This window comes from Pedobacter sp. (assembly GCF_965249885.1).
In the GTDB taxonomy this organism is placed as follows: Bacteria; Bacteroidota; Bacteroidia; order Sphingobacteriales; family Sphingobacteriaceae; genus Pedobacter.
In genome coordinates this window covers 2,390,858-2,410,813 of record NZ_OZ252254.1, presented here as the reverse complement: position 1 = coordinate 2,410,813, position 19,956 = coordinate 2,390,858, and the positions used below count along the sequence as shown (strand labels likewise).

Annotated in this window: 20 protein-coding genes; 9 read left to right on the top strand and 11 right to left on the bottom strand. The window is 38.7% G+C overall.

Annotation, left to right across the window (positions count from 1 at the left end; translation table 11 throughout):
• Positions 1–18: 18 nt before the first annotated feature.
• From ACY2A0_RS10365 to ACY2A0_RS10325, 9 genes are all read right to left on the bottom strand, one after another.
• Positions 19–387: a Sec-independent protein translocase subunit TatA/TatB gene (locus tag ACY2A0_RS10365; protein ID WP_461789383.1), complete on the bottom strand. Its 369-nt coding sequence runs from the start codon at positions 385–387 to the stop codon at positions 19–21.
• 50 nt (positions 388–437) lie between these two features.
• Positions 438–1,712, bottom strand: a complete 1,275-nt coding sequence (locus ACY2A0_RS10360) for a murein hydrolase activator EnvC family protein (RefSeq protein ID WP_461789382.1) — start codon at positions 1,710–1,712, stop codon at positions 438–440.
• Positions 1,713–1,731: 19 nt separating this feature from the next.
• A complete protein-coding gene (locus ACY2A0_RS10355) occupies positions 1,732–2,523 on the bottom strand; it encodes a DUF4292 domain-containing protein (RefSeq protein WP_461789381.1) in 792 nt (263 codons plus the stop codon).
• Positions 2,501–4,237, bottom strand: a complete 1,737-nt coding sequence (locus tag ACY2A0_RS10350; RefSeq protein WP_461789380.1) for a tetratricopeptide repeat protein — start codon at positions 4,235–4,237, stop codon at positions 2,501–2,503. Before ACY2A0_RS10350 ends, ACY2A0_RS10355 begins: the two co-directional genes overlap by 23 nt.
• 56 nt (positions 4,238–4,293) lie before the next feature.
• Positions 4,294–4,725: a dUTP diphosphatase gene (gene dut / locus ACY2A0_RS10345; protein WP_461789379.1), complete on the bottom strand. Its 432-nt coding sequence runs from the start codon at positions 4,723–4,725 to the stop codon at positions 4,294–4,296.
• 73 nt (positions 4,726–4,798) lie between these two features.
• Entirely contained in the window at positions 4,799–6,286 is a 1,488-nt protein-coding gene (locus tag ACY2A0_RS10340; protein WP_461789378.1) for a lipopolysaccharide biosynthesis protein, read from the bottom strand.
• 121 nt (positions 6,287–6,407) lie between these two features.
• A complete protein-coding gene (locus ACY2A0_RS10335; RefSeq protein ID WP_461789377.1) occupies positions 6,408–6,692 on the bottom strand; it encodes an acylphosphatase in 285 nt (94 codons plus the stop codon).
• A 226-nt stretch (positions 6,693–6,918) separates the two neighbouring features.
• The gene (locus ACY2A0_RS10330; RefSeq protein WP_461789376.1) at positions 6,919–7,866 is read right to left on the bottom strand and encodes an NAD(P)H-dependent flavin oxidoreductase; all 948 of its coding nucleotides are present in this window, start codon (positions 7,864–7,866) and stop codon (positions 6,919–6,921) included.
• Complete coding sequence (locus ACY2A0_RS10325) at positions 7,866–9,029, bottom strand: amidohydrolase family protein (protein WP_461789375.1); 1,164 nt, start codon at positions 9,027–9,029, stop codon at positions 7,866–7,868. Before ACY2A0_RS10325 ends, ACY2A0_RS10330 begins: the two co-directional genes overlap by 1 nt.
• Positions 9,030–9,246: 217 nt before the next feature.
• Between ACY2A0_RS10325 and ACY2A0_RS10320 the strand changes: the two genes are divergently transcribed.
• Together ACY2A0_RS10320 and ACY2A0_RS10315 are read left to right on the top strand one after the other, a co-directional pair.
• On the top strand, positions 9,247–9,816 hold the full coding sequence (locus ACY2A0_RS10320; RefSeq protein ID WP_461789374.1) for a hypothetical protein: 570 nt from the start codon (positions 9,247–9,249) through the stop codon (positions 9,814–9,816).
• A gap of 71 nt (positions 9,817–9,887) precedes the next feature.
• Positions 9,888–11,213, top strand: a complete 1,326-nt coding sequence (locus ACY2A0_RS10315) for a sigma-54-dependent transcriptional regulator (RefSeq protein WP_461789373.1) — start codon at positions 9,888–9,890, stop codon at positions 11,211–11,213.
• A 60-nt stretch (positions 11,214–11,273) separates the two neighbouring features.
• On the opposite strand, the gene ACY2A0_RS10310 is transcribed toward ACY2A0_RS10315, so the two are convergent.
• Both ACY2A0_RS10310 and ACY2A0_RS10305 read right to left on the bottom strand, forming a co-directional pair.
• Positions 11,274–12,062: a Cof-type HAD-IIB family hydrolase gene (locus ACY2A0_RS10310; protein WP_461789372.1), complete on the bottom strand. Its 789-nt coding sequence runs from the start codon at positions 12,060–12,062 to the stop codon at positions 11,274–11,276.
• Positions 12,063–12,143: 81 nt separating this feature from the next.
• On the bottom strand, positions 12,144–14,621 hold the full coding sequence (locus ACY2A0_RS10305; RefSeq protein WP_461789371.1) for a hybrid sensor histidine kinase/response regulator: 2,478 nt from the start codon (positions 14,619–14,621) through the stop codon (positions 12,144–12,146).
• A 90-nt stretch (positions 14,622–14,711) separates the two neighbouring features.
• Here ACY2A0_RS10305 and ACY2A0_RS10300 point away from each other — a divergent pair, with 90 nt between their 5' ends.
• The 7 genes from ACY2A0_RS10300 (at position 14,712) to ACY2A0_RS10270 (ending at position 19,955) form a co-directional block, all read left to right on the top strand.
• Positions 14,712–15,401 carry a helix-turn-helix transcriptional regulator gene (locus ACY2A0_RS10300; protein ID WP_461789370.1) on the top strand — a complete coding sequence of 230 codons (690 nt, stop codon included), beginning with the start codon at positions 14,712–14,714 and terminating at the stop codon, positions 15,399–15,401.
• 264 nt (positions 15,402–15,665) lie between these two features.
• On the top strand, positions 15,666–16,163 hold the full coding sequence (locus tag ACY2A0_RS10295) for a DinB family protein (RefSeq protein ID WP_461789369.1): 498 nt from the start codon (positions 15,666–15,668) through the stop codon (positions 16,161–16,163).
• Between the two features lie 99 nt (positions 16,164–16,262).
• On the top strand, positions 16,263–17,177 hold the full coding sequence (gene rluF / locus ACY2A0_RS10290; RefSeq protein WP_461789368.1) for a 23S rRNA pseudouridine(2604) synthase RluF: 915 nt from the start codon (positions 16,263–16,265) through the stop codon (positions 17,175–17,177).
• Positions 17,178–17,270: 93 nt separating this feature from the next.
• Positions 17,271–17,837: a hypothetical protein gene (locus ACY2A0_RS10285; RefSeq protein ID WP_461789367.1), complete on the top strand. Its 567-nt coding sequence runs from the start codon at positions 17,271–17,273 to the stop codon at positions 17,835–17,837.
• Position 17,838: 1 nt separating this feature from the next.
• Positions 17,839–19,374: a flotillin family protein gene (locus ACY2A0_RS10280; RefSeq protein ID WP_461789366.1), complete on the top strand. Its 1,536-nt coding sequence runs from the start codon at positions 17,839–17,841 to the stop codon at positions 19,372–19,374.
• Between the two features lie 117 nt (positions 19,375–19,491).
• The gene (locus ACY2A0_RS10275; RefSeq protein WP_461789365.1) at positions 19,492–19,698 is read left to right on the top strand and encodes a DUF2683 family protein; all 207 of its coding nucleotides are present in this window, start codon (positions 19,492–19,494) and stop codon (positions 19,696–19,698) included.
• Positions 19,674–19,955: a Txe/YoeB family addiction module toxin gene (locus tag ACY2A0_RS10270; protein WP_461789364.1), complete on the top strand. Its 282-nt coding sequence runs from the start codon at positions 19,674–19,676 to the stop codon at positions 19,953–19,955. Before ACY2A0_RS10275 ends, ACY2A0_RS10270 begins: the two co-directional genes overlap by 25 nt.
• Position 19,956 lies beyond the last annotated feature (1 nt).

Sequence of the window (19,956 nt, the reverse complement as noted above, 5' to 3'; positions counted from 1 at the left end):
TTTTATATGGTCAATTTCTTACTGGGAACTCTTAGGTTCCTTATTTTCTTCTCTACTATCTACGGAGTAAGTGTTAACTTGGTTTTCCTCAGCAGTAGTATTATTGTCTTCGTGGATAGAATGTGACTGATCTAGTGTTGGTTCGCGGTAAGTGTGGTTTTGATCAGCTTTTTTGTCTTCTTCATCCGTATCAAAAGAGTTGATGTTGCGATGTATTTCTCGTTTTACACCTTCCGAGGCATCTTTAAACTCACGGATTCCCTTACCTAAACCTCTTGCTAATTCGGGTAATTTTTTACCTCCAAATAACAAAAGTATGGCGATCATGATGATGATCATCTCGCCTCCCCCCATATTCAAAAACTCTAATAACGGCGTATAATACATTTTAAAACGATTTTATACAAATATAGCTTTTATTTAAGCAAAAACACAGCTTATCGGGCTAGCCAACTTTCTGGATTTTGAGGTACTCCTCCCCTAGAAACTTGAAATTCAAGTTCCGGTACGCCATCGCTTTCTCCAGCAACTCCAATGGTTTGCTTAGTGCTTACATTTTCTCCTTGAGAAACCGAAACGCTTTTTAAATTGGTGTAGATAGTGAAATATTCACCATGTCTGATAATTACCACCCATCTTCCCATGATATTAGTTACTCTAGTTACTTTACCGTTAAAAACCGATCTAACCGAAGCTCCCTCGGAAGTTTGAAAGGTCACGCCGTCATTTTTACCGGATGCTTGATCTACTTTATACGCACCGAACCTTGCGGTAATATAACCAGTTGAAACCGGCGACGGCAGGCTTCCACGATTTGCCTCAAAGGCATCCGAGAGTTTTGCCGCCTCTGGAGTTGACCTTAAAGCCTCGCTATTTGTCTTAGGTTTTGATGCAGCTACCGTTGGAGCTGGCCTATTTTCAGCTTTAGCCTTAGCAGCAGCAATCCTTTCACGCTCTCTTTCCTCCTCTTCAACTTTTTTCTTAGCCGCAGCTATTTCTCTCGCAATAACTGCTCTAATTTCTCTATCAATTGCCGCCTGTTGTTGCTTTTTCTTCTGGATATCTTGTTTGAACTGCTTTTCTTGCTTACTTAGTTTACTAAGCACCGCAGTTTGTTCATTTTTATTTTTATCCAGCTTGGTTTTTTCGTTTACTTCTTCCTTAAGTAAGCTGCCTTTGCTTTTTAAGTTTTTATCGAGAACCACAATTTGGTTGCTTAACTGCTGCTCGGTACCCTGTATATAGGCCGCCTGTTTTTTTCTGTACTGGCCAAACTGCTGAAGATATTTGATACGCTTGTAAGCCTGGTTAAAATCGCTCGCAGCGAAAATGAACATCATTTTATCGTAAGCATTACGGTTACGTTGCGCAAAGCGGATCATGCCAGCATATTCCTTTTTTAAATCGGCTAGCCTACCTTTCAGATTTTGTACTTTGTTTGTATTCTCATGAATTTGCTGATCCAAATTCTTCATTTCTGAATTGATGGTCGCAATTTTTTCCTGCCTCAAGCTAATCTGCGCTCTTATAGCGTTGATTTGACTAAGTGTTAATTTCTTTCCGCTTGTAGTTTTATTAAGATTTCTTTCTGCAAGTTCGATTTCTCGTTGCAAAGCTTCTTTTTTACGCTTTAATTCTTTGCTTGTTTGTGCAAAAGTAGCGGTGCAAAAAAGAATAGCAACAACTAAAAGTAAGGCTGTTTTTAACTTCATTAGCCAAAAGTATAAAAAATTAACGGATTACTTCAAACCCCTTAGGGATAGTAAACGGGAATTCAACACCCACATTTACATCAGTTTTAACAAACTCAACGGCAATGTTTATTTTTTTATTGCTAACCGATGAGTTTATTTTCAAATCCAAGGGGAACAGTCCGTTATTAATTGGCGTATATTTATCGTAATTCACTTTTAATGCCTGTGCCTCTGCTGCATCATTAAGGTTAAGTTCTGACGGCTTCAATAACGTGTTGAACAATACGCTGTAGGCTAAATTTTGTTCGGTACCATTAAGCATCCATACGCCGTTTTCCATCTTTAAAGATGATTTTTCGACCATGAACTCTTTAATGGTATTTCCTGTTAAAATAGATTGTAACCAACCGAAATTAACTTGTTTATTGGTGTAGTCATAAATGTAAGAAAATGGCTTTTTTAACACCGATCGTTGTTGCCTGTTCATTAAAAACAAGCTATCAGGTGTAATGATTCCACGAGCTACTTCAAATGCGCCTCCCAATGCCGTGATATTGAACCAAATTGTCTCGTCCTTTTTCATGCGGACATTTAGCGTTACACCGTTTTCCTGTCCGTCTACATTTAACTGTGCCTTGCCTTTTAATGATAGCGTGTTAAAGGCTAAATCCTTACTTTTTAAACTGGCTAAATTTTCCGACTTCTTATCGGCAACCGGTGCGTTTTCAGCAACCGAAGGTGCCTTTACAATTTCCTTTTTAGGTCTGCAACTGAACAAACTCATCACCGCTACAGCCAATACGATGCTATTTAATATATTTCTTTTCATTGATCTTTCTGTTTAATTTCTCCGATTGATTACCCGACATTTTAGCTTTTTGCCATTGTTCTACTGCTTTTTCTTTTTCTCCTTTCAGAAAAAGGATATCACCATAATGTTCTAGATAAACAGGATTGTTGGCTTCGTTGTTTTGAAGTGCTTTTTGGATGTACGTTAAAGCCTCATCGAGTTTATTTACCTTAGATAGCACGATAGCATAAGTATCTAATATTGATGAGTTTTGCGGCAAAGCCAATGCTGATTTAGCTGCCAATTTCTCTGCTTTTGCTAAATCTTGATTGCGTAGTGCCAAATAGTAAGCATAATTACTCATAGTTTGGTAATTATTTGGCGCTAGGGAAACCGCTTTATCAAAGCTGGCATCGGCTTCTTTCAGCTTACCTTGGTCAATCAGCACTTCTGCCTGTAGTGCTAAAATCATAGCTTTTAAATTCGTATCTTCTGGATCTAGCTGCAAAGCATTTGTTAATTCATAGCTAGCTTCAGCATTTTGATTATTTCGGTGTAAGGCGAAAGCCCTGTAATAATACAGGATTGCCTGATTGGGATAGACGGTGAGCGCCTCTTCACCTGTTTTGATTGCCTCGTCGTAGTTTCCCATTAAAGTTTGCACACCAAGCAATTTTTCCCAAGCAATATACAATTGTTCGGTTATTTTAATGGCTGCCATGTATTGTTCTTTAGCACCTTTTAAATCTCCCTGTTGGTATAAAATATCGCCATAGAGGATTAATACTTTCGAATCCGTTTTATAATCGTTCAATAAAATCGCCCCTAACTCCTTAGCTTGCTTTGCAACATCTGGCTTACCAAACCGTGTTAGCATCTGGCTTAAAATGTTCAATTTGCTGGGCAAAGGCATTTCAGTATTATCAAATGCTATTTTAAGCGCACTAAATGCCTCATCTGGCTTCTTCAATGCATTGTACACATCGGCCAAGGCTAAATTCACCTCATAATTATCTGCATCAATTGCCTTCGCCTTTAATAAAATGTTTAGCGCTTCTTCGTTTTGATTTTTTTCGAGCAGCACACCACTCAACTCTAAGTAGTTTTTAACATCGTTTGGACTATCGGTAATGGCTTTTTGTAATTCGTTGCCGTTGGTATCGCTGGTTTTAAACCTCTTTTTTGCCGCAGCGGAAGCTTTAGAAACTCCAAACTTTTGCTCCAAAAAATCATAGGCTTTCTTAGATTCATCAACTTTACCAGAAATAAAAAGGGCATTTGCACGATCGAAATAAAAACTTTCCGTGTCAGGATCCAGCGCTATGAGCTTGTCAAAAGTTTGCACCAGTGCATCCATATTGCCATTTCGCTTATAAATTTCGCTCAGCAATTTGAGATACCAAATGTTTTGCGGCTTGCCTACTAATGCTTTTTTTATGGACACCTCCGCATCCAATATTTTGTTTTGCCTTAATTGTAAGTTGGCCAGTTCGAAATGTGCGGCATCATTACTGGGATCGATAAGGAGAATTTTGGAAAAACTACTACTGGCGTTAGTGTAATTTTCGTTCATTTTTTCTTTCAAACCCGCAAAAAAAAGCTCCTTAATTGCATTGCTATCTTTTACCGCAACGGGCGATTGCTGTGCTTTACTTGCAGCGCACACCATCAATAGCATCGAAATAAAAAATAGCTTATTCGCTTTTTTCCACCACGAGGACATGAAGAACATAAAACAATTTTCGATTTTCATTTCTTAGCTAAGCTTAATAATAGCTACAAACTTACATTTTCATCTTTCAAGCCAGCTTATTTACCCGTATGACCATAACCACCCTCGCCTCTATCTGTTGCACTAAGCTCATTTGCTTGCTTCCAAGCTACAGTTTCGTGTTTGGCAACTACCATTTGGGCAATACGTTCGCCATCATTAACCACAAAATCAGTATCCGACAAATTAACCAACAATACTTTTAACTCACCCCTATAATCGGCATCAATAGTACCTGGCGAGTTTAATACCGTAACGCCATGTTTGTAAGCCAATCCGCTTCGCGGTCTAATTTGCGCTTCATAGCCAACCGGAAGCTCCATAAACAAACCCGTTGGAATTAGAAAACGCTGTAATGGTTTAATTATGATTTGTTCTGGAATAAAAGCCCTTAAATCCATGCCAGCTGCATGAGCCGTTTCGTAGGCTGGTAAAGCGTGATGGGATTTGTTAATGATTTTGATTTCCATTTTATCGCTTGAATGAGTGAATGAATTAATGATTGAATGACTGAATGACTAAATGAGTAAATTAGTGAATAAATTAACGTTTCAAAACTTTTCTTAATTCGTTTTTTTCAAAGTAAAATACAATTGCTATAAAACCTAATAACAGGGCATTGCCGATATATATATTTCTATTAAACAGGAAAAATGAACAAAACGCAATAACAGTTGAACCGATGAGGTAGGTACAAATCTTCTTTAAATTATAAGGAATTGGATAGTACTTTTGCCCTAAAACATAGGATAATACCATCATTACGGAGTAAGCGATCATACTTACCCAGGCCGAACCCATATAACTGTATTTCGGTATTAAAACAATGTTTAAGACAATGGTTATTATTGCCCCAGTTACCGAAATATATAAACCAAAACGAGTTTGATCTGACAGTCGATACCAAATGGAAAGATTCATGTAAATGCCCAAACAAACGTAACCCAACAGCAAATACGGAACTGCCGGCAAACCAACCCAATACTCTGCAACATGTGCCTTATCTCTACTGATAAAATGCTTTAAAATTTCGATGTTGGCTACTAATGCCACAAATAGAACTGCTAATGCAACCACAAAATACTTAAGAATATTAGCGTAGGTAGTTTTAGCATTTTCTTGCTTGGCATGACTGAAAAAGAAAGGCTCGGCACCTAATCTGAATGCCGTATTGAAGATGCTCATAAAAATAGCGATTTTACAAACCGCACCATAAATACCTACTTGTGTTTCTGTAGCATATTTGTCCAGCAGGATTTTATCCAGGTTCTCGTTAACGATAAACGACAAGTTTGCAACAAGGATAGGCCAGCTGTAGGAAAGCATTTTCATGAACATGTCCTTATCAAACTTCAATTGCAGTTTCAAAAACTCTGGAATGAGCAAGATAAACGTTAATACACTTGCCACTAAATTTGCAATAAATACGTAGCCCACCCATTTTTCTCTGAACCACCCTGAAAAGAAATCTGCCGCAGGCAAATCTTGTTTAATTATTATTGGAATGCCATAAATAAAGAAAAGGCACAAAGCTACATAGGTGAAGATATTTAAAAACTTGATGATGCTGTATTTAAATGGCTTTCCATCTGCACGGAGTTTGGCAAAGGGAATAACACAGATGGCGTCAGAAAAAAGCAACCATATAAAATATTGCACATATCGTCGTTGATCGTTAAAATTCGACGTATCGTTATTGACCAGCCAGCGTGTAATTGGATCGGTGAATACCAAGCCAGTAATTAAAAATAACGTCGAAATAAAAGCGATGACCAAAAAGGAGTTATTATACACCTGCTGCTTTCTGTCTTCAAACTTATTTAGATACCTGAAATAGGTGGTTTCCATGCCAAATGCCAAAACTGCATTGATAATGGATGCCCAACTATACATCTTAGTAAAAACACCATAAACCGCAGCGGCATAAGTACGTGTGAATATTGGTGTTAAAATGAAATTAAGCATTCTAGTTAAGATGGTACTGATACCATACACCATAGTTTGCCCTAAAAATTTCTTTGCTACAGACAAGTTAAATCTCTAATTATTTTGATTTTAGATTTACGATTTCCTAAAATCAATGTTGCTACTTTACACTTTTGAGACTGTAGCTGGCTAAATCGTAATTCGTCAATCTACAGTTTAAATTATATTACCAAAGTAAGTTCTTTTTGATAACGACAAAGTTAGTGTAATTCTGAATTTCTCCTTCTTCCACCAGCACTTGTTCTACATTTGCTTTCTCTGGTCCTTTTTGGCACCACTCTACAAACATATCCAAAGTGATTGGATCTGCCTCTGCTTCGATCAAAACAGAACCATCTTTTTCGTTTTTCACCTTTCCCTTCACGCCCATTTGATCAGCCACAGCTTTTGTGCTTGCTCTAAAAAATACACCCTGTACCTTTCCTATTACTTTAATGTTGATGTGCTTCATTTGATATAGTCCGAAAGTCAACTGACCGAGGTCGAAGATAATTTTGCTTGTGATTAAGCGGTAAAGATAAGACGGAACCGTTTAACAATGCAATAATTTAACAATGTGATTTTGGAAACAATGGTGACGGATTCTTTTAAAACACCTTAGAACATCTTAGATTGAAAATATAGCTATACCCAAGTAATCACATCTTAAGAAATCAGGCATTCTAAGGTGGTAAAACTTAAAACGCCAACGCACTCAACCTTTCCTTCTCCGCTAAAAATGCTGTCCATATTTCTTGAAGGATAATTGCAGCAGGTTTTATTTCACTAAGCATAGCCGATACCTGACCTATTTCTAGCTCCCCTTCTTCCATATTTCCCTCAAACATTCCCAATTTCGCTCGAGCTCTACCCAACAAAGCGGCTAATTCTTCGGTTGATGCGCCGTTTGCTTCGGCTTGTGCAACGGCATCAGCGAATTCATTTTTAAGCAAACGCACTGGCACCAATTTTTTCATCCGTAATTTGGTGTCGCCTTCTGTTGCTGCAATGATCTTCTCCTTGAAATTCTGATGTGCTGATGATTCCTCAGCAACGGCAAATGCAGAACCTATTTGTACCGCATCGGCACCTAAAGCAAAGGCAGCTAGCATGGCTTTACCAGTTGCGATACCGCCAGCAGCAATTACTGGAATGGTTAACGCCTGCTTAATCATCGGAACTAAACACAGGGTAGTGGTTTCCTCCCTACCGTTATGTCCGCCAGCTTCAAAGCCTTCTGCAACTACGGCATCTACACCGGCCTGCTGTGCTTTTAAAGCGAATTTAGTATTGGCAATTACATGCACCACTGTCATTCCGTTTTGCTTTAACAAACTAGTCCACGTTGCTGGATTACCCGCTGAAGTGAATACAATTTTAACATTTTCCTCTACTAGGATTTCCATCACTTGCTCCACATTGGGGTACAGTAATGGTACATTTACCGCAAATGGATTGGACGTAGCCTGCTTGCACTTCCGGATATGTTCACGTAGCACATCAGGATACATAGAGCCAGCGCCAATAATACCTAATCCGCCAGCGTTGGACACTGCCGCCGCTAAACGCCAACCGCTACACCAAACCATACCTGCTTGGATGATGGGGTATTGAATGTGAAATAAAGAAGTGATTCGGTTTTGCATTAAATCAATCGTTTTACGTTTTTTGACTTGATGATATGACCAGCCCCAAGCTCAACCAAGTTAATTCCTGGTGCTTTTCCAGGTTCGAAACTTCCATATTGCTGATCTATCCCTAAAAAACAAGCTCCGTTAATGGTTGCCCATTTTAGTAGCTCGTTAAAAGGAACTCGCTTTTGTTGCTGCAAAGTTTGCATTTCGGCCAATATCGATAACTGATGATTACTTGCCAAGCTATCTGTTCCTAAAGTAACTTTAATTTGTGGATCCAGAAATAACATCACCTCTGGTAAGTTATTTTCGATATATAGATTGGCATTGGGACATAAACACCAGTACAGCTCTTTGTGATGTGCACTGGCGAAATCAATATCGGCTTTGCTAGTAAAAGTATTATGTACCAAAAGCGTTCTATTTTTAGGCAATTGTGGCAAATGGTAATGAATGGCGTTACTCCCGGTTCCGTGTGCATCGGTTTTAGGAACGCCCATTCGTTGATACATAGCTTCAAAATCACCTGTTCCACGCTCAAAAAACTCGTTCTCTGCCAAAGTTTCCTGATTGTGTATGCTTAAAATATCAATAGGCCTAGTCTCTTTTTCAATGTATTTAAACAGCTCTTCAAACACCGAATACGGCGCATGTGGTACAATTGAAGCTTTTAATGGCCAATAACTATCCCGTATGCGAATCGCATCATCCATAATGGGGTGAGAAGGTTTGTTAAAGCCAAATACTTCCACAAAAGTGTGATAATATAAAGAGGAGTGCTGCTTAACTTCCTTTGAGATCAATTGATTTGAAATATCGCCAACAGCAACGATACCATTTTCATACATGGATTTATCCGCCGCTTTCATGGCTTCAATCACAATTTCATCTCTAGCTGTACGCTGAGCAACTATTTCTCTTACAAATGCGGGTAAACCAGTTTGTTCTGGAATTTTTCCGAATAAATGAGAAAGTTCCAAATGGCAATGCGTATTGATGAATCCTGGTACCAGTACGCCTTCAAAACGCTCAACATCGTTAATTTGCTGCTCCGCCGCTTCGCTTTCTGTATATAGTGCTAGGACTTCTCCGTTAGGCGAAACCTGCAATACTCCGTTAGCTATAGGTGCCGAAGTAACTGGAAAAATCCAATCTGCTGATAAATATCTGTGCATATTACAAATTAAGCTTAATGCCATCGAATATTAAAATATAATACTTTTTTGATGCCATTAGCTACAAGTTGTGGAGAAATGCAACACCTAGCAAGCTACTACAAAAATCACAAAAAACTGAAATACAACAACTTAAATTTTGGCACAGGCACTGGCATCATTATGTACTATTAGCTAAGTATAATTCACAAAAATTAAAAACTTAAAAATAGATATTATGAAAAAGTTATTTGTAGCAGCTATCGTAGCATTCGCAGGATTTACAGCAGTTGAAGCACAAGCTTCGGTAAATAAAGTTGAAGTTGTAAGCGTTCAAGACAGTGTGATTAGAACCCCAATTAAAGTAGAAGAATTACCAGAAGCAGTTAGAACTGTGCTTCAAACCGACCCATATAAAGACTGGACACCAACTGCGGCATTTACTGTGAAAGATGGTGACAAATCCTACTTCCAAGTAGATGTTAAAAAAGAAGAGCAAATGGCTTCATTAAAATTTGATGCTGAAGGTAAACCAGTAGAATTAGCTGGCACTTCTGTAGATATGGCTCAAGCTTCACTTAACGAAACCGTTTCGGTACAAGATAGTGTAGTTAGAACTCCAATCGAAGTATCAGCACTACCAGAAGCAATCAAAACAGTACTGTCAACAGATCCGTACAAAGCATGGACACCAACAGCAGCGTTCAGTGTGAAAGATGGCGATAAAAGCTACTTTCAAGTAGACGTTAAAAAAGAAGAAGAAATGGCTTCTTTAAAATTTGACGCTGAAGGTAAACCAGTAGAGTAGTAAAAATTCTATTCATTTAAAACTAAATACGCGAAAGCCAGTTATTAAACTGGCTTTTGTTATTTTTGTATATGGCATCAATTTTAATTATTGAAGACGACAGTACCTTTGCGCAAATTATTGAAGGTTTTTTAACCAAGCATCATTTTGAAGTTACTATTGTTGGTAATGTTGCTAAAGCACTAAAATTAATTGCCCAGCAGGATTTTCAGTTATTGCTTATAGATTACCGACTTCCTGATGGAACTGGCATAGATGTGCTTAACCACCGAAGGGAAACTTCCATAACGGCACCTGCCATCATTATGACCTCATTTAACGATGTGCGTACCGCGGTAAAATCCATTCAATTAGGCGCAAGTGACTACATTACAAAGCCAATTAATCCGGATGAGTTATTGATGGTGGTAAATACTGCACTGCAAAAAAAGAACACTCCAAAAAATACCAGCATCGACAATCGTTTTATTCGGGGAAATAGTCCCGCAGCGCAGCGATTATATCAACACATAGATTTGGTGGCCGCTACTGACATGTCGGTTATTATACAAGGGGAAAGTGGCACAGGAAAAGAATTTGCTGCTAGAACACTGCACCAACAAAGCAAACGAAAAAATCAGCCATTTATAGCCATTGATTGCGGTGCGCTATCTAAAGATTTAGCTGCCAGCGAACTTTTTGGGCACACCAAAGGTGCATTTACCGGAGCGCTGACCGACAAAAAAGGATCATTTGAAGCAGCTAACGGAGGAACCATTTTTTTAGATGAAATTGGTAATCTCAGCTACGAAGTTCAGGTTAAATTGTTGAGGGCTTTGCAGGAAAGAGTAATTCAACCTGTGGGCAGTAATAAACAAATTGCCGTTGATGTGCGAATTATTACGGCAACCAATGATGATTTAGCAAACAGCATGAAGACTGGTGAGTTTAGAGAAGATCTTTACCATAGACTTAACGAGTTTAAAATTCAGCTGCCGCCGTTAAGAGAAAGAGGTGAGGATTTAGAGCTGTTTATCGATTTATTCATTAAATTATCTAACGAAGAACTACATAGGGAAGTGAAAGAAGTTGACCGAGAAACACGCCAATTACTGCTCAAGTACGATTGGCCGGGCAACCTTAGGGAACTTAGAAATGTAATTAAACGAATGGTATTACTTACAGCTGGACAAGTGGCAACTGCCGATAGCTTGCCTGATGAAATGAAGACTGCCGTGACCGCTCCAAGTACATTAGCCAATCCTACCGATATCAAAGCAGTTAACGAAACTAATGAGAAAGCATTGATTACCGAAGCTTTGTTTAAATCGAAATACAACAAATCAAAAGCGGCGAAATTGCTTAATATCGACCGAAAAACTTTATATAGCAAAATGGAACGCTACGGCATTGATTAACTTAATTCCATCCGCAAAGCGATAAATAAAAATCAGCCGGTGAATTTTATTTCAACACTATTATATCACACCGAAGTGTTTTAATGCGTTCCAAATCCCATCGCTGTCAACATCATCAGTAATGTAATTGGCAATGGTCTTAACCTCTGGATTGGCATTTCCCATAGCAACCCCAATTTGAACATGCTTCAGCATTTCGATATCATTACCGCCGTCGCCAAAAGCCATGGTTTCAGTCAAGTTGATTCCAAAATGTTCACAGAAAATATCAATACCAACTTTTTTGCTTTGTCCTTTTGGATTTACATCTGCAAACAAAGGTGTCCATCTTGACGCTACCGAATTAGGCATCACGGCAGCCATGAATGCCTCTTCCTCTTCAGGACCCATAAAAATATTGGTTTGTAAAACTGAAGCAGTATCTACTTTTTCAGCATCAACTGGAGGCGGCACGGGCAAGTTCAGGTGTGCATACATGCCCGCAATTTCAGGCGTAACATCATGTATGGTAATCTCACTTTCCGACATGAAAGAGAAACTCAACGCATTTTGCTTGGCATAATTCAAAATTCCTTCAATATCCTTTGCATCAATACATTGTTTAAACAAAATTTCGCCGTCTTTAGCCACACAATAGCCCCCATTGAAGGTAATAAAACCATCAAAGTTCAAATACTTCACATGATCTATACTATTGATAGATCTTCCAGTAGATAAAATCACTTTAATGCCCTTGGCTTGTAAATCAGCAATGGCTTGCGCTGTAGAGGTAGAAACCTGATGAGTTTTGAAACTTAATAAAGTGCCATCTATATCAAAAAAAACAGCTTTTACGGATGTATGTTTCATAGCACAAAGTTAAGGCTATTAGCTGGTAAGTACTAAAAAGGAATTGACAAATGAGATAGCAATGTGAAATGTCTTGAATTGCTAAGTCAGGCTATCTATATACAAATCAACTTTGTGGATCAACTCGTTTAATTCCTCCAGCTTGACTGAAATGTCAACCTCGATTGCTGTATCTATCAAATCAGCGTTAGCGACATTTTGCTCCAAAACCCGGAATTTCATACCTAGATCCTTCGCTCCAATTTGCGATACCCTTCCAGCCAAACGATGTACCAATAAGCGAACCTCAGACTGATTGGCATCTTTTAAACTTTGTTGCAATAATTGTTCATCTTCCTTGCAATCAGCCTTAAAACTTTGCAGTATTTTTTTCATCAATTGCTGATCTCCCATGGTCATTTGCTGCAAGGGTTTTTCATCAAAAGTCAATGGCTCTTGAACTGTATTAGACAGGGCAAACAAGCTCAGCAGGTCTTCCGCCTTAAACGGCTTAATAATTACTCCTTCAAAACCTTCATCCAGCACAGCCTGTTGCTCATCGGGCAAAACTTGTGCGGTAATTGCATAATACTTGATATGATCCGGCAATTTTTGCTTTAACTGTCGATGTAATTCCAAACCAGTGATTCCTTCCAAACGCATGTCCACGAAAACGTAAGTCAAAGCGTCATCTATAGGCTGCTTCAACACTTCGGCAGCAGTACTAAATACCCTAAAAGGAATTCCATTTACACCAAATATCAGCTCGCACAACTGTAAAATCAACTTATCATCATCAATTACCCAAACCGCTTTAGTTCTATCCAATTGTTGTTTTACATTTAAGGTGTCTTTACTGATTGACACTTTGGCTTTTTTGTAAGGAAGATAAACCATAAACGTGCTGCCACTACCTAATTTACTTTTTACGTTGATTCTTCCGCTTTGCGCATCAACTAACGTTTTAACGATGGCCAAACCTAAGCCGGTACCATTTTGGTTCATCGCTTGTTGAGCAATGTCGCTAGCTTGTTCAAATTCCTTAAAAACTCTTTCTTGGTCGTCTTCAGAAAGTCCTAAACCTGTATCTTCCACAGCGAAATAGCAATGTACGGCATCATCTTTTTGCTTGCAATCCGCCAATAGTTTCACGTAACCATCATTGGTAAATTTAATAGCGTTGCCTATCAAATTATACAGTACTTGCTTCAACCTGAAAGCATCGCCGTTTACCCACTGTTGCTCTTCCAAATTAAAATCGCTCAACAATTGAATATGCTTTTTTTCGGCTAACGGCATCATCGCATCGATCACTTCGTTTAACAGGGTACGCAAGTTGAAATTATCCTGTTTAAAGGTAAATTCTCCAGAAGTAATACGGTTGTAATCGAGCACTTCATTAACAATTTGCAGTAAATGTACCGATGATCGGTGTATGGCATCTACGTGCTGCCGATCAGGCTGTTGCTGTTTAGAAATAAACTCCGCGTAGCCCAAAATTGCCTGCAAGGGTGTCCTTATTTCGTGGCTCATGTTCGAAAGAAAACGTTGTTTAGCCCTAGCGTGATATTCTGCCTCCTCTTTCGCTTTCTCCAATGCCAATCGGTAACGGTTATTTTTACTGATATCGATTAAAATGAGCGAGCCCAAAATCAAGGTTATTACAAAAAATACGATAATGATGATTTTGATTTGCTCCACCCCCTCACTGACCATCACTTTTGCCTGCTCCCCATCTTGATCAACTTGTAACAAAGCCTCATTTTCCACTTCTCGCAATACGTTCAGCATTTGTTTTGTTAAAGCATTGCTCGAACTTGCCAGCTCAGCCTCCCTTTTCAAAAAACGATTACTTTTTTGCTTCTGCTCTAGTTCTATCGTGTTTAACGCTGCTTCAACATTGCGCATCACGCTATCTTCCACAACCGGATTAAGGGTATCCTTTTTAACTTTATATTCTTCGTTAATGATTTTATAAACTTCCGCTTTCTTTTTACCAAACAACCTGCTTAAAAATCCTCTCGAACGTTGTTCTTCTTCCGGCGCTACTGTTGTGGTAGAGGTAGAAGTTTGAGTGGTAAACACGGCACTGTCCGCTTCCCTACTTCTTTGTGCCAGCAAATCATTAAGTTTTTTCACCTCGTCGGAAAACGACTGGGTATTCACCAAATTTTCCTTTACTTCTAGGTACGCTAAGAACTGTCGATCTCTGTCGGCCAATAGTTGTTTCAATCGTCTTAAACGTTTCAACTGATTCTCATCATTATTGTAAAGTCCGCTAAGGGTATCAATTGTTCTCGCTAGTTTTTGAGTAGCAGCAAAAAAGGTAACGTTATTTTTTGGCTCCCTTTGCACTTGATCTAAAGAAGCAATCTGGCTAGAGAGTTTATTTACCAATCTCAGTTTTGCATTGGGAGTAGATATCTTTTCCACCGTGCCTAATATCTCACCAAATACAAATCTACTTACACCCCAAGCCATTAATAGGGCAAACCCCGCGAACAGAAATCCGATCACAACCTTACCTTTGGTAGCGGTAAAAAAGCGTTTTTGAGGTTTGGCTAATGTATTTTTTGACATGACAATGCTGTGCTACAACAAAACACGCACCGAAACGATTTAGTTTGCGTATTTTTTTTGTAGCATTATCGTTCCTTTTATATTTGTTTTATGAATAGAATTGATCGGCTTTTTGGCATTTTAGTGCTCTTACAATCTAAAAAGTATGTCAGCGCTGATCACATTGCAGACAGATTTGAAATTAGCGTAAGAACAGTTTACAGGGATATCAAGGCGCTAGCAGAACAAGGTATACCGCTCAGTTTCGAAGCAAACAAAGGTTATTTTATTGTACAAGGCTATTTTTTACCTCCTGTTTCGTTTAATACGGATGAGGCAAGCGCACTGCTCATGATGGAGCGTTTTATTGAAGGTTTTGCAGATAAATCTATCCGACAACATTATCATACCGCCTTAGATAAAGTTAAAAACGTGCTAAAAAGCAGTCAAAAAGATACTTTGGAAAAGCTGAATGAAAACATCAGGTTGCAACTCCCCAAACGACTGCAAAGCGATGCCGAATATTTATCTGTTTTACAAAATGCTATCGCTGAAAAAGCAGTTATTTCAATTAAATACAAAAATTATAAGGAAGAAATAAGCGAAAGACAACTGGAACCTATTGGGCTGATATTTTACGCATTTTCATGGCACCTAATTGGTTATTGTCACCTACGCGGAGCTTATCGAGATTTTAAGGTGAATAATATATTGCACTTGCAGTGCTTGTCATCACCGTTCACTATTGCCACCCACATCAGCATTAATGAATATATGAAACAACTTCCTGTTGATTATTAAGCTTTAATAATTTTTTGAAACACCTAAGCCACCTAAGCACACTTAAGAAACAGAGGGAAAATCTAAAAACTTACATGTCCTTACGCGTTATAATCATTTTCTGAAAAACCTAAGCACACTAATAGGCAGAGGGAAAATCTAAAAACTTACATATTCTTATATGCCTTATATGGTTAAAAAAATAAAAAAATCATCACCAAAAAACGCACTGCCATAGGGTTGTCATTAGTCCATCCCAACTTTGTTGTATAAACAAATAAAATTATGGACATCATCAAATTACTTCAACACGAATTAACCCAAGAGGCAGTGACAACTCGCAAATTTTTAGCCTTAGTTCCTTTTGACAAACCCGATTACGCACCACATGAAAAAAGCATGAAAATGATGGACTTGGCCACACACATTGCAGATTTAATGAATTGGCCAAAACTGGGCGTCACCACAGATGAATTGGATTTCGCTACTGCTCCATATAACCCCGTTAAGGTTGAAAATAACGACGAGCTTATTGCTGTACTAGACAAAGGCTTGAGCGAAAGCTTAGCAAGTTTATCAGAAGTAGAAGAAGCGTTTCTAGAACAGCCGTGGATTTTGCGCACAGGCGACCACATCCATGCTGAAATGACCAAATACGGTATCATTAGAGTGGCACTAAGTCAAACCATCCATCACAGGGCGCAGCTAGGAGTTTATCTTCGCTTATTAAACATCCCAATTCCAGGATCTTACGGACCAAGCGCCGACGAACAAAAGTTTTAGTCGACAGCCCGCTGCGAAGTAATTTGTTACTTATCTATCCACTTCGTAAGCGGGTTTAATTTAGAATTGGTTAATTTGCAACAATTACCAATTCTCTTTATGGATTTTTCTACACGTTTAAATAAATATATCAGTGAAAGCGGCCTATGCTCAAGGCGAGCTGCCGACAAATACATTGAACTAGGTCAGGTATTTATCAACGGCAAGCGTGCTAAAGTGGGCGACAAAGTAGCTCCAGGCGATGTAGTAAGTGTAAACGGACAGAAAATAGAAGCACGTGAGGGCAATAGCACTGTAATTTTGGCTTACAACAAGCCTATAGGTGTTACCAGCACCACCGAGAGTGGCGTAAAAGACAACATTGTAGACCATGTAAATTACAGCGAACGTGTTTTTCCCATCGGTAGGCTAGATAAAGATTCGCAAGGCCTTATCTTCTTAACCAACAATGGCGATTTGGTGAATAAAATTTTACGAGCCGGAAATAACCATGAGAAAGAATATCTAGTGACTGTAGATAAGCCTGTTACTGACGAATTCATTACAGATATGGGAAAAGGCGTCCCCATTTTAGGTGTAATGACTAAGAAATGTAAAGTTAAAAAAGAAGGCAGTCATGTTTTTAGAATCACCTTGATACAAGGTTTGAACAGACAAATACGCCGCATGTGCGAACATTTTGGCTTTGAGGTAACTAAACTGGAAAGAGTGCGTATCATGCACATCAAGTTAAAAGGCCTTGCCGTAGGCGATTGGCGTGAACTAGAAGACGAGGAGCTCAGCAAACTTTATGAACTGCTTTCAAGCTCAAGCTCTGAAGTAGAATCTTCAAAAACATCCGCCATTAAAGCGGCGAAGGAATTTAGCAAACAAAGGGCGTTTAGTGCAAAAACAAATGCGGATAGAAGGAACAAAAACCATTCTAAAACAGCCGCAAAGCCAAGTTCTAAAAACAACAAAGGGAGTCATAAAGCTGCTCATAAAAATCATAAGCCTAAAGGCAGGGTGAGATAATCAAAACAACTAATTAGAGTACGATTATTGCGTTTTTGTTCAAAAAATCTACTTTTTTCGTTATATTAGCGAGATAAGTAACCGAACAAATCTATGGACGCACTACACAATCTCGAACCCTTACTAAGGGTATTTTGGTATTTGGCCCTACCCGTAAGCCTCATCTTTTTAATTCAAACTGTAATGACCTTTATTGGCAGCGATACTGGCGATGGAGTTCACGCTGATTTTGATGGTGATTTAGACGGAGTTGAGGCACCATTTCAATTATTCACTTTCAGAAACCTAATCAATTTTCTGCTAGGCTTTAGTTGGACGGGCATTTCTTTTTATGGCCTAATTGACAATCGACCAATTTTGGTCATATTATCTGTAGTGGTGGGAGTTTTGTTCATCCTCATCTTCTTTGCAGTAATCAAACAACTACAAAAGTTAGCCGAAGACAATTCATTTAAAATCCAGTCAGTACTGCATAAAACCGGTTCTGTTTACCTCCGCATTCCCGAAAACAGAAGTGGTACTGGAAAAATTCAAGTGAGTGTGAACGGTACTTTCCGCGAAATTGATGCCATCACCAATAATGAGCAAATAGCTAGCGGCTCAACCATAAAAATCATCAAAATTGAAAGTAACAACTTAGTATTAGTAGAAAAATTATAACATGGAAAACCTCTTACAATCGCCTATTACCGTAATTTTAATTGCAGTTATCGTCATTTTTGTGACCATATCTGCTTTGATAGCTCGTTATAAACGCTGTCCATCTGATAAAATTTTAGTAATCTACGGGAAAACTGGTGGCACATCTGCCAAATGTATACACGGCGGCGGTGCTTTTATTTGGCCAGTAATTCAAGATTTTGCTTATCTGGATTTAAAGCCAATCTCTATCGAAGCCAATTTAGTTAACGCATTAAGTAAGCAAAATATTAGGGTTGATGTACCTTGTAGATTTACGATTGCAGTTTCAACCGAACCAGAGAGCATGAATAATGCGGCAGAGCGTTTGCTAGGCTTAAATCCTTCCGATATCCAAGAGCTGTCAAAAGATATTTTGTTTGGTCAGTTGCGTTTGGTGATTGCCACTATGACTATCGAGGAAATCAACTCTGATCGCGATAAATTTTTAGATAACATTTCTAAAAACGTAGATACCGAGTTAAAGAAAATCGGTTTGAAACTGATCAACGTAAACGTAACCGATATCAAGGATGAATCCGGCTATATCGAAGCGCTAGGTAAAGAGGCAGCAGCAAAAGCTATTAACGAAGCCATCATCAGCGTTGCTGAACAAACTAAAATTGGTGAAACTGGTAAGGCCATCGCCGATAGGGAAAAAGATGTGCAGATTGCAGAAACGCAACGTGAGCGTGATGTGAAAATCGCCATTACCCAAAAAGATAGGGAAATTAGCATTGCATCGGCTTTTAAAGATGAAGCTATTGGTAAAGCGGAAGCAGAAAGAGATACCCGTATTAAAACCTCGGAAGCAAATGCAATTGCTGTAAAAGGAGAAAATGAAGCAAAAATCGAGATCGCAAGCTCTGATGCTTTACGTCGCGAGAAAGAAGCAGAAGCTTTAAAAATTGCTGTTGCTGCAGAAAAAGTTCAACAAGCAAAAGCTTTAGAGGCGTCTTATTTAGCCGAGCAGAAAGCAGAGGAAGCTCGTTCTGAAAGAGAAAGAGCAACACAAATCGCAAACATTGTTGTACCTGCAGAAATCGCTAAACAAAGAGCCATTATACAGGCTCAAGCTGATGCGGAAACCATTAGAGAGAACGCAAAAGGTGAAGCCGATGCGATTTATGCCAAAATGGAAGCGGAAGCAAAAGGTTTATTTGAAATTTTGACTAAACAAGCCGAAGGCTATCGTGAAGTTGTTGCCGCTGCTGGTGGCGACCCTACCAAGGCTTTCCAGCTATTGTTAATTGAGAAATTACCTGAGTTGGTTAAAACACAAGTAGAAGCGGTTAAAAACATCAAAATTGATAAAATTACCGTTTGGGATTCGGGTGCTGCTAACGGCGAAAATGGCAACGGATCTACTGCTAATTTTGTATCGGGAATGATGAAAACTGTGCCACCTTTAAATGATCTTTTTAATATGGCGGGTTTAAACTTACCTACTTATTTAAAAGGCGAAGATAAACCTGACGCTCCAACCATAGAAGCTAACGATCAAAACGTGAAAGCTTAAATCGAATTTCATAGTTAAAGTTTCATAGTAGAGGCTTCGGAATTAGGTTTTCGAAGCCTCAATCTTTTTAAGTAACTTTGTAGATTCAATTTTGTTATTCAATATCAAATCTTGAAAATGGAAACACTAGTAATGCACCCTGCCAACAAAGAACAACTAGCCGCCCTTAAAGCGATAGCTAAGGCTTTGAAAATTCCTTTTGAGAAAAAAGAAGATGAAAAATATGATCCTGCCTTCTTAAAGATGATTAAGGATGCTGAGAAAAGAGGGGAATTTAAAGAAGTAGACCCAAATAATGTATGGGAAAGTTTAGGGTTAAAATAGAGAAGTTAGCAGATGAGCATTTCCGAAAACACTTCAAATCGGGCGATACAGCTTCAATTAAGAAAATAAATCAAATAGTTGCCGAACTTTCGGAGCATTCGTACACAGGTACTGGCAAACCAGAACTTCTACGTAACGATCTTTCCGGATATTGGTCAAGAAGAATAAACAAGAAGGATAGATCAATTTATAGAGTTGAGGAGGATATTGTATTTGTCTATATCATCTCTGCAATGGGTCATTATAACGATAAATAAT

Coding starts and splice junctions, on each gene's coding strand:
- ACY2A0_RS10270 (WP_461789364.1), top strand. CDS start 19,674: ATGGGAAAGTTTAGGGTTAAAATAGAGAAGTTAGCAGATGAGCATTTC.
- ACY2A0_RS10325 (WP_461789375.1), bottom strand. CDS start 9,029: ATGCACAGATATTTATCAGCAGATTGGATTTTTCCAGTTACTTCGGCA.
- ACY2A0_RS10285 (WP_461789367.1), top strand. CDS start 17,271: ATGGACGCACTACACAATCTCGAACCCTTACTAAGGGTATTTTGGTAT.
- rluF (WP_461789368.1), top strand. CDS start 16,263: ATGGATTTTTCTACACGTTTAAATAAATATATCAGTGAAAGCGGCCTA.
- ACY2A0_RS10295 (WP_461789369.1), top strand. CDS start 15,666: ATGGACATCATCAAATTACTTCAACACGAATTAACCCAAGAGGCAGTG.
- ACY2A0_RS10360 (WP_461789382.1), bottom strand. CDS start 1,712: ATGAAGTTAAAAACAGCCTTACTTTTAGTTGTTGCTATTCTTTTTTGC.
- ACY2A0_RS10355 (WP_461789381.1), bottom strand. CDS start 2,523: ATGAAAAGAAATATATTAAATAGCATCGTATTGGCTGTAGCGGTGATG.
- ACY2A0_RS10330 (WP_461789376.1), bottom strand. CDS start 7,866: ATGCAAAACCGAATCACTTCTTTATTTCACATTCAATACCCCATCATC.
- ACY2A0_RS10365 (WP_461789383.1), bottom strand. CDS start 387: ATGTATTATACGCCGTTATTAGAGTTTTTGAATATGGGGGGAGGCGAG.
- dut (WP_461789379.1), bottom strand. CDS start 4,725: ATGGAAATCAAAATCATTAACAAATCCCATCACGCTTTACCAGCCTAC.
- ACY2A0_RS10305 (WP_461789371.1), bottom strand. CDS start 14,621: ATGTCAAAAAATACATTAGCCAAACCTCAAAAACGCTTTTTTACCGCT.
- ACY2A0_RS10315 (WP_461789373.1), top strand. CDS start 9,888: ATGGCATCAATTTTAATTATTGAAGACGACAGTACCTTTGCGCAAATT.
- ACY2A0_RS10335 (WP_461789377.1), bottom strand. CDS start 6,692: ATGAAGCACATCAACATTAAAGTAATAGGAAAGGTACAGGGTGTATTT.
- ACY2A0_RS10310 (WP_461789372.1), bottom strand. CDS start 12,062: ATGAAACATACATCCGTAAAAGCTGTTTTTTTTGATATAGATGGCACT.
- ACY2A0_RS10320 (WP_461789374.1), top strand. CDS start 9,247: ATGAAAAAGTTATTTGTAGCAGCTATCGTAGCATTCGCAGGATTTACA.
- ACY2A0_RS10275 (WP_461789365.1), top strand. CDS start 19,492: ATGGAAACACTAGTAATGCACCCTGCCAACAAAGAACAACTAGCCGCC.
- ACY2A0_RS10280 (WP_461789366.1), top strand. CDS start 17,839: ATGGAAAACCTCTTACAATCGCCTATTACCGTAATTTTAATTGCAGTT.
- ACY2A0_RS10350 (WP_461789380.1), bottom strand. CDS start 4,237: ATGAAAATCGAAAATTGTTTTATGTTCTTCATGTCCTCGTGGTGGAAA.
- ACY2A0_RS10300 (WP_461789370.1), top strand. CDS start 14,712: ATGAATAGAATTGATCGGCTTTTTGGCATTTTAGTGCTCTTACAATCT.